A 12,271-nucleotide genomic window follows, 5' to 3' on the forward strand; every position below is an offset into this window, starting at 1 on the left:
CGACATCTGATTGAACTCGGCGGTCTCGTCGACAAGGCAGGCATCGTTGATCTGACCAATGACGATCGCGCTATCATCTACGGCGCGCTGCTCTCGATGGCGAACAAGCTCCGAAGCGTGCAAGGCGAACACGCGCGCACACTTTGGGCCGAAAAGGGGAAAGAAGTGTTCGAAGCAGAACGGAAAGATGGGGCGCCCATCGTTGCGCAGGGACAGCGAGGTCGGGAATGACAGATGCCGGGCAAGCGCGGAGACCCAACATCGCGGTACTGCCCGTCATCACGCGGTTCGCCAAGCTAGGCTGGCTCATGCTGCACCAGCGATCACAACGTACCCAATCAACTCGGCAGAGGCCCGGCAGCACAATGCCACTTCACATAATCGCGACTGGGTTGGAATAGTTTCCGGTCTGCCTCGGTATATCGGACATCGAGGTGAAGTTTTGACCGCTTTTTCCATTTTCGAAAGTTTCCGGGTGCTCAAGCACATCGTCTCAGGCGCCAGAGTGCGGGAAATGAGTGCGGACGATCGAGGATCTGCGCCGACGTGCTCGCGCCCGAAAGTTCTGCCAGTCGGGCCTAGCATCCCCTTGTCCCATCTTCTGATCTGGGTCGACCCGGCAGAGAGGCCTTGTGTCCATTGATCGCTCGAATTCCGGCCATTGTCGGCCAAGGCTGCGAAAATCAACCTGAAGCAAAGCGTACATCTGAAAAGGAGGAAGTTATGGCAGACAATCTAACAGTTTCGCAACGCTTCGACGAATATCAGCCCTCCAAGACACTATGGTTCTGGTCGGTAGTCGGCGCCGCGGTGTTGACGATGATAGTCGGCTTCACAGCCGGCGGTTGGACCACGGCAGGAACAGCATCGGAAATGGCGAAGACCTCGGCCATCAAGGCGCGGGCTGAACTGGTCGCCAATCTTTGCGTCGAAAAGTTCGTCACAGCGTCAAACGCGACAGAAAACCTGACCAAACTGAAGGGAACGTCCTCTTATCAGAGGGACAGTTTCATCAGCGACGGCGGCTGGGTAAAACTGGCCGGAATGAAGAAGGATGCCCCAGGCGCCGCGGACCTATGTGCGGACAAATTGGCAGCGATGGACACAATCCCGACCAACAACGTGGCTCAGGACAGCACCAAAGGTTGACTTCGATTTCGCCCGGCAACGCAGTGTTTGCCCGTCAGCCATCGCAACGGAGGCGTGGCCATGTATGAAGCTTGGTTTTCAAGGCCGGTTCCAGTGGCGACCGGCATATCCGGCAAGATCAACAATCTTTCCAACGCCAATCAAGCAGTCGACCTCCTTACCAAGCACTGGCGCAATGCAGGAAGTCAGAAGCATCTGGCGGCACTACGCGCCTGCCGCCAGGCCATGAACGGCGGCATTGCGGCCGACGTTGCCAGGGACGCATTGGTCGATGCGGCTCGAGAGGCGCACATGCTTGTCGAATAAGCCTCGTGCCGAGCGATGGTGCGGACTCGTGTTGAACCGGATTACGCCGGGAGCGGCGCCGCCGATGGCGGCTGATGATGATCGGCCCCTTCCATATTCGCAGGGAACGGCCATGAATTCCGTAGCACCGCTCGGCTTCCCGACAGTCCGCCGGCTGGTCGGCCGTCGGTTTCAATTCGTCCCAATCCTTTTCATTCTTACAACTGTGCTGATCTCGCTACCCGCACCGATGAAAGGGCTGGGGGCGGAGGTCAGAGCTCTTCCTCTACCTCGCTTCGTCTCGCTGAAAGCTTCATATGCCAATCTCCGCGTCGGGCCGTGCAGCGGCTACGGCATCGAATGGGTCATGAAACACCCGGGCATCCCGCTTGAGATCTACCAGCAGTACGGCAATTGGCGCCGCGTAAGGGATTGGGAGGGAACCACCGGATGGATCTTGGGCCGCTCCTGTCGTGGCGCAGAACGGGGATTGTCGCTCCGTGGGCGAAGAATAACGTGGTGCTGCGCCAGAAACCGACAATCGATGGACCTATCACTGCTTGGCTCGAGCCTCGTGTCCGGGTGAATCTGAGACGGTGTGACGGGAAGTGGTGCGCTGTTGCGCAAGGGACGGTCAGCGGCTTCGTCAAACAAACCGACTTGTGGGGTGTGTATCCCGGCGAAGTGCTTTAAAGGGTGGCCCATATGACCAACCGAACGGTGTTGATTTCCGGCGGGGGAATTGCGGGGCCTGCTCTTGCCTTTTGGCTTGCCGCCGCCGGCTTCCGGCCAACGCTGATCGAGCAGGCGCCTCAACTGCGTGCCGGGGGTTATGTTATCGATTTTTGGGGTCTTGGCTATTGGATCGCAGAGAGGATGGGCCTGGCGGCAGACATCAATCGCGTAGGATATCATGTGCGCGAGATGCGCATTGTGAACGATAGTGGAAAGCGCGTCGCAGGCTTTGGCACGGACGTCTTCGGCGAGTTGACAAACGACCGCTATGTGACCCTCGCACGCAGCGATCTCGCTCGCTTGCTGTTCGAAAAGATCAAAGACACAACCGAGATCATTTTCGGCGATGAGATCGTCGGGTTCGAGGAAAAATCAGATGGCGTCCGCGTGCGGCTGAAACATGGCGCCGAACGCGAATTTGATTTGGTGATTGGTGCCGATGGCTTGCATTCGGGCGTTCGGCGGCTCGCGTTCGGACCCCGGCATCAATTCGAGAAGAAACTCGGCTACGCGGTCGCGGCGTTTGAGGTCGAGGACTACCGGCCACGCGACGAGGACGTCTATTTGATGTACGGGCAGCCGGGACGAATGGTCGGCCGTTTCACGCTTCACCACAACCGCACGCTCTTCCTGTTCGTCTATGCCGTCGACAGCGGCTCCCTCCCAAAAGCGTTGGGCACGCAAAAGCAGATGCTGCGAGAAAAATACGAAGATGGCGGATGGGAATGTGCCCACATCCTGGAGGAGTTGGATCGTACTGACGGGCTCTATTTCGACAGCGTCAGCCAGATCAGGATGAACAGCTGGTCGCAAGGTCGCATAGCCCTCGCCGGTGATGCCGCGTTTTGCGTTTCCCTGCTGGCGGGACAGGGTTCGGCCTTGGCGATCATTTCAGCCTACGTACTGGCAGGCGAACTCCTGGAAGCCGATGGACGGCATCAGGAGGGCTTTCTCAACTACGAAGCGTTCTTGCGGGAGTACATTCAGAAAAAGCAGCGCGGTGCCAAGCGATTTGCCGCCGCCCTGGCGCCCAGGACGCAGCTCGGGTTGCTGATCCGCAACTTGGTGACAAAGGCATTCGCCGTACCCGGGCTTGCGCGCGCAGTGATCGGGAAGGAAATCACCGACGAAATACAGCTACCTGACTATCGGTGGCCATTCCTCGATTCTTGACGGTCATGAGCCACAAACGCAGCACCCCAAGAGCTGCCGAGCCAACTGCTCCACCTGCGACGGCAACCCGATCTGGTGGACCAATCAAACGAACGCGTCGGCCACGTCCAGCCGCACGCGCGAGACACCCCGCCTTTCTTCGGCCCACATGCGCGCAATCATCGTGACCCGTCGCCAAGCTCGAACCGGTCCTCTGCGCGCAGCTCAAAAACGCTGAAGAGAGATAGCGAGACAATCCCGTGAATATGCTGATCGCTATCGCCCTGACATTTGTCGCCGTCATCGGGTCGTCTTCTCTTCACTATGAGGCAATCCAGCGCCTCGACAGATTGGCCCGCAGGTCAACTGGAGCTTATCCCGCGTTGCTCTTCGTCATCTGCGGGCTGGTCGGTCTTCATCTCGTGGAGATCGGGATTTATGCCGCGATATTCCACCTCGCGGACCAGACGCTTGCGCTCGGCGATTTCGACGGGAAGGCCTTTCCGACGAGCATGGACTATTTCTACTACGCCGCAGAAGCCTATGCCTCCCTCGGCTACAACAACGTGATCCCGATCGGTGAAATGCGGCTCGTCACGTCCATAGCGCCCTTGAACGGGTTGCTGCTCCTCACCTGGTCAGGCTCGTTTCTTTTCTCGCTGGTTGAAGACTGGCGTGGGAAGGGAAAATAGCTTCGACCAGTGCCCTTCCTGCCTGCTCAGCGTCCCCATCGCTCCCACTTGAGCCTCTCTTTGCGGCTGAGATCGATGGCGGCGTCGATCACGCATAGTGACGAATTGGAACAAATTCGTGAACATGGCCCGGCCGGGTAAATATCGCCCAACTCGTGCCACATTAGAGGCACCCCCTGCTCCCCGAGCAGAGCGGCCAAAGCTTTGCAAGAAAACGATAATTTTCAATTTGTGAGCGGGAGGTATCGATGAATCCTGCGGGTATTCGTGCGCCTTTTTCGAACCCGACAACCTATGTCGCAACAGCTCTATTCGCGGTAGGCCTCGTTGCAACAACACCTCAGGCATACGCACAAGGCGCCGCGGGTGCCGCCAGCCAGGCGCCGACCGGCTTGTGGCTGACCACGCCCTATCCTGAATTCTCGGCCCAAGCCGGGAAGAACGTCAGCGTCCCCTTGAGCCTGGCTAACCGCGGACTGCCGCCGCAACGCGTCGAACTCGGTGTCGACGGCCTGCCTGCCGGCTGGAAGTGGGAGATCGATGGCGGCGGCAAACCCGTTACCGCGGCAATCGCCGACTCGGACGGCACGGTCAGCCTGACGCTGAAGTTGACGCCGCCAGCAGGCGACGTTGGCAAGGCAGTGAACTTTGACGTGTCTGGCAAGGCCTCCACGGAGGCTCTGAAATTGCCAATGGCGATGACGCTTGCCAAGACCGAGCCGGCGAAGCTGACGCTGGAACCCAAGCTTCCCGCGCTGCGCGGAACTGCCAAATCGGCCTTCGACTTCCAGGTCGATATCAAGAACGATGGCCAGGAAGACTCGACAGTTAATCTTCTGTCTAAGGCGCCGCCTGGTTTTCAGGTGACCTTCAAGCAGGGCTACGGATCGCAGGAACTGACCAGCCTGCCGCTGAAGGCAGGGGAATCGAAGACGCTCTCGGTCAGCGTCCGGCCGCCGGACAACGCCCAGGCGGGTCAATATCCAGTGGCAGTCGCAGCCAGCGGCGGCACCGCCAGCGCCGACACCAAGCTGCTGCTCGACATCACCGGCAGGCCATCGGTATCCCTTGCAGGTCCGCAGGGCCGGTTGTCCGGCGATGCCACGGCCGGTCAGGAGCGCACCTTCACATTCACCTTGTCGAACAGCGGCTCGGCCCCGGCCCGCGACGTCAAGCTTTCGGCGAGCCCGCCATCTGGCTGGAAGGTTACCTTCAATCCCGAAAAGGTGGATGAGATCGCGCCTGGCGGGACGTCCGATGTCGGCGTCTCGATGACGCCTTCGACCCAGGCGATCGCCGGCGACTATATGGTCTCGGTCCGGGCAAACGGTGACGGCGCATCCGACAACGCCGATTTCCGCGTGACAGTCCGGACATCCACGCTTTGGGGCGTGACAGGCCTTGGCGTGATCGGCGCCTCCGCGCTGATGCTCGCTTTTGCCGTGACGCGGTACGGACGGCGATGAGCCCGGTCATCGAAGCGCACGGCCTTGTCAAGCGCTACGGCCGATTTCCGGCGGTCGACGGAATCGATCTCGCCATCGAGAAGGGCGAGGTCTTCGGCCTGCTCGGCCCGAATGGTTCGGGAAAGACCACCACGCTCCTCTTGCTGCTCGGGCTGACCGAGCCTACTGCCGGATCGATCCGCGTTCTGGGACTTGACCCGTTGCGCCAACCGCTGACGGTCAAGCGTCAGGTAGGTTACCTCCCGGACCAGATCGGCTTCTACGATCATCTGACCGCATGGGAAAATCTCACCTACACGGCAAGGCTTGCGGGTTTGGTATCCGGCGAGGCCGACGCGCGTATCGCCGGCGCATTGAGACGTGTTCGGCTGGCGGAGGTCGCCGACCGCCGCGTCGCAACCTTCTCACGCGGGATGCGCCAGCGGCTCGGACTTGCAGAAGTGCTGGTCAAGCAGGCCGAGATCGCCATTCTTGACGAGCCGACGTCCGGCCTCGACCCGCAATCGACACAGGAACTTCTGGAACTGATCCGAGAGCTGGCGGGCCAGGGCATGACCTTCGTCCTTTCCTCGCACCTGCTCGCGATGATGCAGACGGTCTGCAGCCGGGTGGCACTTTTCCGAAGAGGCCGCATAGGCCTCATCGGCTCGGTAGAGAACCTCACCTCGGACGTCCTTGGCAGCACGCATACGGTCGAGGTCGAAGTCGAAAACACTGATCTGTCGAAGGTGCTTGCCCGGGCGCCGCACATATCGGGCCTGAGGCCCTTGAGGGAGGGACGCTGGCGGGTCGATGCCGACGCGGACGTCAGGGCCGACATTGCCCGTCTTGTCGTTGGTGCCGGCGGTGCGCTCCATTCAATGACCATTCGCCAGGCTACGCTCGACGAGGTCTATGTCCAGTTTTTCGAGGGAGAGAGCCATGACATCGCCGCGTGAAGGATCACCGTTTGCCGGTCTGTCGACGATCGCGCGCAAGGAGGCAGCCGATCATATGAACAGCATCCGCATCCATCTGGTGATGGTTCTGGTGCTGCTTACGGCGATCGGCTCTGTCTATGCCGCGATCGGCCAGATCAAGGCCACGGTCGGTGAGGATCCGTTCCTGTTCCTGCGCCTGTTCACCACCGCGCAGCAGCCGTTGCCGTCCTTCGTCTTCTTTCTCGGTTTCCTCGTGCCGCTTGTGGCGATCGCGCTGGGCTTCGACGCGATCAATGGAGAGTATAGCCGCCGCACCCTGTCGCGCATCCTGTCGCAGCCAATCTACCGCGATGCGCTTCTCACCGGCAAATTCCTGGGCGGGCTGTTGGTCATCGCCATCTGCCTGCTGGCTCTGTGGCTGCTGGTCACCGGCCTTGGCATGCTTCTGCTCGGACTGCCGCCCAGCGGCGAGGAGATCGCCCGCGGCCTTGCTTTTCTCTTCGCCTCTTTTGTCTACGCCGGCGTCTGGCTGGCGGTGGCGATGGCCTTCTCAACGATCGTCAAATCGCCGGCAACGTCGGCGCTTTGCGCGCTCACGGCCTGGCTGCTGTTCACGGTGTTCTGGCCGATGCTGGCACCGCTTATCGCCGGAGCAGTTGCGCCGATCGACCCGCTCGATCCGATGACGGCGGTTCACCAAATCGACATTCAGCAGGCCATCGCGCGGATCTCGCCCAACACCCTTTACGGCGAAACTACCGTTGCCTTGCTCAATCCGGCAACGCGCTCTCTCGGCCTGCTGTTGACTAGCCAGTTGAGCGGGGCGCTGATGGGAGCGCCCTTGCCCTTCTCGCTCAGCGTGGCGCTGATCTGGCCACAACTCGCCGGCATGATCGCTGCCCTTCTGGTGTTGTTCACCATCGCCTATGTCTCGTTCCAGCGACAAGAGATACGGGCGTAAAGACATGTCGCTTACCGCGCAAACTGATGGTGAAGGCGCGCGCTCCGCAGAAAGCAATTCTACGCCAAGCGCGGCACAGTTGGACCTTCCGCACCTGGGCGACCAATCCGGCGCCAAGGCACGCCGCCTCGGCCTTTCAGCAACGATTTTTGCGGCGCTGACCCTTCTTGTCCTGGCATTTGGCAGCACGATCCAGAGCATCGATTATCATGCGCTTGTGCACGCGCTCAGTCACCTTCCGGCGGCTTCCATAGGCTGGTCGGTCTTCGCGACAGCGGTAAGCTTGGCGGCCGTGGTCGGGCGCGACGTGTGCGCGGTCTACTACGTCGGCGCTCGCACGCCACGTCTCGCGCCCATTGTGGCTGGCTTTTGTGGCACTGCTCTTGGAAATGCAGTCGGATTCGGCACCCTTACCGGCGCGGCCGTGAGATATCGGATCTACCGAGCCGTCGGGCTTCGGTCCGAGGATATTGCCCGGCTCCTTTTGTTTGTCGCTGGCGGCTTCGGCCTTGGCCTTGCCGGCTTCGGAGGCATGACGACACTCATTGAAGCTGAGCCGGTCTCCCACCTTCTCGGCTGGCCGACAGGCGTATTGCAGGTAGCGGCAGGAAGCGCGCTCGCTGGATCCATCATACTCCTGTTGTTTGGCTTGCGCGGACCAGTCCGCGTGGGAAACTTCAGCCTTGCAGTCCCGAGCAAGGCGATCGCGGGCATGCAGCTTGGACTGACGGGTATCCGTCTCTTCGGAGCAGCAACCGCTCTGTGGATGCTTCTACCGGGGGCTTCGATAAATTTCCTAAGCTTTGCCGCTATCTTCTCGGCTGCCACCGCATTGGGGGCCGTCAGCAACCTGCCAGGCGGCATTGGAATATTTGAGGCTGCTGTATTTTGGGTCTATGCGGGACATGCCCCCGTCGATCAGATTGCGGCAGCGCTGTTGGCGTACCGAGGGATATACTTCGGGATGCCATTGGTTCTTTCCGCGGCCTTGCTGGCAATATTCGAAACCCGCCTTGCCTTGGGAACGAGGATGCCCACCGCCAACGATCGGCTTGTCGAGGCGGCCGCTCAACTTTCGCCCCGCTTCATGGGCGTCATCGCATTTGCGACCGGAGTGATGCTGCTCACGTCCGGGGCAACGCCGACTTTCGGCCACAGGCTGGCAGTGCTTTCGATGCGCCTGCCCCTGTGGGCGGTCGAAACGTCTCATTTTCTCGGCAGCCTGGCCGGCGTTGTGTTTCTCTTCGTGGCTCGTGGGCTGTTTGAACGACGTGACGGTGCCTGGTGGCTTGCGTTCTTGATGGCGACAGCAAGTCTCGGTTTGTCCCTGGCCAAGGGACTCGCTTATGGAGAGGCTGGATTCCTGGCGATTGTCATCAGCCTCCTAATTGCGACCAAACGTCGGTTTGACCGACCTGCTTCAATGTTGGGTCAGCCGTTTACGCAAGGATGGGCCGTCGCCGTAGGCGTGATCGTCCTCGCTGCGGCCGTAATCTTCCTCGTGGCGTTCCGCAACGCCGACTACACAGCGCGCGACCTATGGTGGCAGTTTGAGTTTGATGCGCAGGCCCCCAGGGCGCTGCGCGCCTTGCTGGGTGCCGCAATCCTTGCCGTCGTTATCGGCCTTTGGCAGTTGCTCCGCCCGCCAAAGGGGCTCGCACCTCACCCGGATATCTTAGCGCTTGGACAAGCTTCGCGGATCATTCGTGCCCAAGCCAGAAGCCAGGCGATGCTAGCTCTCATGGGCGACAAGAGCCTGCTGTTCTCACAAACGGGAGACGCTTTCATAATGTACGGCAAGCGCGGCCGCAGCTGGATTGCGCTCTTCGACCCCGTGGGCCCGATCGAGGAATGGCCGGAGTTGATCAAGCGATTTGTTGCATTGGCCGCAAGCCATGGAGGTCGCGCCGCCTTCTACGAGATCCGTCCTGAAAGCTTGCCGTTCTATCTGGACGCGGGCCTGTCAGTGATGAAGCTTGGCGAGGAGGCATGCGTGGCGCTCGCCGGTTTTGACATGAAGGGCAAAACAAGTGCCCACCTCCGCTATTCGCTCAAGCGAGGCGAACGCGATGGGCTGACGTTCGAACTTGTGCCACCCCGACAGATCGCCGAAATCATGGATGCCCTGATCGAGATTTCGGCAGCATGGTTGCGTTCGCGCAGAACCAGGGAAAAAGGATTCTCGATCGCCGCGTTCGAACCCTCATATCTGGGATCCCAATGGGTCGCCCTCGTTCGACAGAATGGCCTTGCCGTTGCGTTCGTTACCGTCATGACAACCGGGGCGCAGAAGGAAGCTTCGATCGGCCTTATGCGGCTTACGAGCACGGCCTCGCCCTACGCCATGGAATTCCTGTTCACGAAGCTCATCCTCGAACTTAAGGACATGGGCTACGGCAGCTTAAGCCTCGGCATCGCTCCATTGAGCGGCGTGTCGGCTGCCCCGCTGTCGTCGCGATGGCACAGGCTAGGTGAGATGATCTGGCGCTATGGAACCCGGCTCTACAATTTCCAGGGCCTCAGAGCGTTCAAGAGCAAATTCAATCCGGTGTGGGAACCGCGCTACCTGGCAGCGTCGGGTACGCTGAGCCCGTTTGTCGTGCTCGCGGATGCCACAGCCTTGATTGGTGCCAGGTTCAAGAGCTCAGGAGCACGATCGCAGAATGAATAAGCTTGCCATTCTCCTGTCAGCGGCATTTGCAATCATGGCGCCAACACCATCACTGGCGATCGAGGGCGGCCGCTACGGGGATGTCCACCTTGTGGTGCCGGATGGTCCGATCCAGGGATACGTCGTCTTGTTTTCGGGGCAGGACGGGTGGAGCGACGCGAACCAGGCAGCGCTAGCGGCGCTGGGGCGGCAGGGTGCACTCGCCGTCGGCGTGGACACCAAAACCTATTTGGCCAGGCTCGCGGAAGAAAAGGAGCCCTGCCACAACCTCGTGGGCGACGTGGAGATACTGAGCCGTCGGCTGCAGCGCGAGCACAGTGGCCTGCAGTACCATTTTCCCATTCTGGCTGGTGTCGATGCCGGCGGAACGCTCGCGGGGGCCATTCTGGCGCAGGCTCCGGTCAACACGGTGGCAGGGGCTGTCTCGGTGGATCCGACCGTGGTTCTCCCGAGCGAACGCCCGCTCTGCGCAGGCGCGCCCTCGTCTCCTCAGCCCGGCGGCTTCGAGTACGGACCGTCCAAGGCCCTGCAGGGGTTTTGGAACCTTGGTTTTACGGCCGCCGAGCCGAAGGAAGCGCGCGCCTATTTTGCCTCGCTCCAAAGCGCGGACATGCCGATGAGCGTTCAGTCTGTCCCCGGCAGCGCGAGCGATGCGGTGACCTCACTGGTGCAGCCGCATTTCGATGCGGGCGACGCTAGCGGCCTCGCGGCGCTTCCCTTGATCGAATTGCCAGCGTCACACCCAACCGGGCAGATGGCGATCGTTTTGTCGGGGGACGGGGGCTGGCGAGATCTCGACAAGACGATCGCCGAAGAGCTGCAATCGCGGGGAGTTTCGGTCGTCGGTTGGGACAGCGTGCGCTATTTCTGGGAAAAGAAAACGCCTGAGCAGACGGCGGCCGACCTTGCTGCGGTGATCCAGGCCTATGGCGAAAAATGGCATGCCAAGGATGTCGCCTTGGTCGGCTACTCCTTTGGCGCGGACGTGCTCCCATTCGTCTACAACGACCTCGCCACAGGCATCAAAGACCGTATCGCGCAAATCTCCCTGCTGGGGTTCGCCAATGCAGCCGATTGGGAGATTCAAGTCGCAGGGTGGCTTGGAGCCGCGCCCAGCTCCGAGGCCGTTCCGGTTGGGCCGGCGATCGAGCAGGTGCCTGCGAAGTTGCTCCAATGTTTCTACGGAAATGAAGAGACCGACACATTCTGCAACGCGCTCTCCCCGAGGGGCGTCGAGGTGATCAAGACAACCGGCGGCCATCACTTTGATGGCAATTATGCTCGCTTGGCCGAGGAGATCCTGGATGGCTTCAACAAGAGGGTCGCTGCTAGGATGTAGCGCTCCTTGACTGGACGCCGCTCTGGAATTCCCGCCCAGCCGTTGGCGAAGAGCAACGCTTCCGGTGCTGTTCGTCACCGACTGCGTTCGTCCCAAGGGTAGGAGATTCGAGCACGCCAAGTAGCCGAGTATTTGGCTTAGTCAGGAATCGAAGTTTCCAGCTTCGGAAGAAGCAGCGTGAGATCTCCCGATAGCTGAGCCGCGATCAATTATTCGCCAATGTTACTAAAAGTTCATGCGCAGGAAATGACGTTGTAATGCGCCCCTCCCTATTCTTTTCAACACGACGCCCATCAGGGCGCGATATCTTGAAAGAGGATACGAGATCATGAAAGTCTTACCCCGTACACATGGACGTCTGATGGCTGCCGCTGCCTCCCTGGCTATCGCTGGGGCAATCGGCTTCGGGGCCTATGCAACCGGCACGACACCCGTTCTGGCCGATGCCGTGCACGTTCAGTCGGCGCAGGTCCCCGGCTTCGCCGACCTCGTCGAGCGCGTGTCGCCGGCGGTCGTCAGCGTCAAGGTCAAGGCCAAGGTCCAGTCCACGGCCGGTGAGGGTTCGAACGATCAGAACGGCTTCGACAACCTGCCTGACAATCCGCAGCTACGCCGCTTCTTCAAGGAATTCCGCGGCTTTGGCGATCAGGGTGGCGAGTTCGGCATGCATCGTTTCAACCATCACGACCATGGCAATGGCGAGCCGCGCCCGATCGCGCAGGGTTCCGGCTTCTTCATCTCCGAGGACGGTTACCTCGTCACCAATAACCACGTCGTCTCGGAAGGCTCTGACTTCAGTGTGGTCACCAATGACGGCAAGGAACTCGACGCCAAGCTGATCGGCACCGATCCGCGCACCGATCTTGCCGTGCTCAAGGTCGATGGCGGCAGCACCAAGTTC

11 protein-coding genes are annotated in these 12,271 nt (G+C 60.6%); all 11 read left to right on the plus strand.

What is annotated here, in order from left to right; all coding sequences use genetic code 11:
- The coding region (locus FJ471_RS32495; protein ID WP_140809684.1) for a conjugal transfer protein TraD at nucleotides 1–231 on the plus strand (231 nt) is incomplete at its 5' end.
- Nucleotides 232–723: 492 nt separating this feature from the next.
- On the plus strand, nucleotides 724–1,149 hold the full coding sequence (locus FJ471_RS32500; RefSeq protein ID WP_140809686.1) for a hypothetical protein: 426 nt from the start codon (nucleotides 724–726) through the stop codon (nucleotides 1,147–1,149).
- Between the two features lie 60 nt (nucleotides 1,150–1,209).
- Nucleotides 1,210–1,455 carry a DUF982 domain-containing protein gene (locus FJ471_RS32505; RefSeq protein WP_140809704.1) on the plus strand — a complete coding sequence of 82 codons (246 nt, stop codon included), beginning with the start codon at nucleotides 1,210–1,212 and terminating at the stop codon, nucleotides 1,453–1,455.
- A 684-nt stretch (nucleotides 1,456–2,139) separates the two neighbouring features.
- Nucleotides 2,140–3,342, plus strand: coding sequence for an FAD-binding domain (locus FJ471_RS32520; RefSeq protein WP_140809692.1), 1,203 nt, complete (start codon nucleotides 2,140–2,142; stop codon nucleotides 3,340–3,342).
- Between the two features lie 245 nt (nucleotides 3,343–3,587).
- Nucleotides 3,588–4,013: an ion channel gene (locus FJ471_RS32530; RefSeq protein ID WP_224667909.1), complete on the plus strand. Its 426-nt coding sequence runs from the start codon at nucleotides 3,588–3,590 to the stop codon at nucleotides 4,011–4,013.
- 248 nt (nucleotides 4,014–4,261) lie between these two features.
- A complete protein-coding gene (locus tag FJ471_RS32535; RefSeq protein ID WP_140809696.1) occupies nucleotides 4,262–5,479 on the plus strand; it encodes an NEW3 domain-containing protein in 1,218 nt (405 codons plus the stop codon).
- The gene (locus FJ471_RS32540; protein WP_140809698.1) at nucleotides 5,476–6,417 is read left to right on the plus strand and encodes an ABC transporter ATP-binding protein; all 942 of its coding nucleotides are present in this window, start codon (nucleotides 5,476–5,478) and stop codon (nucleotides 6,415–6,417) included. Before FJ471_RS32535 ends, FJ471_RS32540 begins: the two co-directional genes overlap by 4 nt.
- The gene (locus FJ471_RS32545) at nucleotides 6,401–7,360 is read left to right on the plus strand and encodes an ABC transporter permease (RefSeq protein WP_140809699.1); all 960 of its coding nucleotides are present in this window, start codon (nucleotides 6,401–6,403) and stop codon (nucleotides 7,358–7,360) included. The genes FJ471_RS32540 and FJ471_RS32545 overlap by 17 nt, the downstream gene beginning before the upstream one ends.
- A 4-nt stretch (nucleotides 7,361–7,364) precedes the next feature.
- Nucleotides 7,365–10,031: a bifunctional lysylphosphatidylglycerol flippase/synthetase MprF gene (gene mprF, locus FJ471_RS32550; RefSeq protein WP_140809701.1), complete on the plus strand. Its 2,667-nt coding sequence runs from the start codon at nucleotides 7,365–7,367 to the stop codon at nucleotides 10,029–10,031.
- Nucleotides 10,024–11,370 carry an AcvB/VirJ family lysyl-phosphatidylglycerol hydrolase gene (locus FJ471_RS32555; RefSeq protein WP_140809703.1) on the plus strand — a complete coding sequence of 449 codons (1,347 nt, stop codon included), beginning with the start codon at nucleotides 10,024–10,026 and terminating at the stop codon, nucleotides 11,368–11,370. Before mprF ends, FJ471_RS32555 begins: the two co-directional genes overlap by 8 nt.
- Nucleotides 11,371–11,731: 361 nt before the next feature.
- Nucleotides 11,732–12,271 (plus strand): trypsin-like peptidase domain-containing protein (locus FJ471_RS32560; protein WP_246684891.1); only part of this gene is annotated, 540 nt, incomplete at its 3' end.

The sequence above is a fragment of the Mesorhizobium sp. B2-7-1 genome, from assembly GCF_006440735.1.
Lineage (GTDB): Bacteria > Pseudomonadota > Alphaproteobacteria > Rhizobiales > Rhizobiaceae > Mesorhizobium.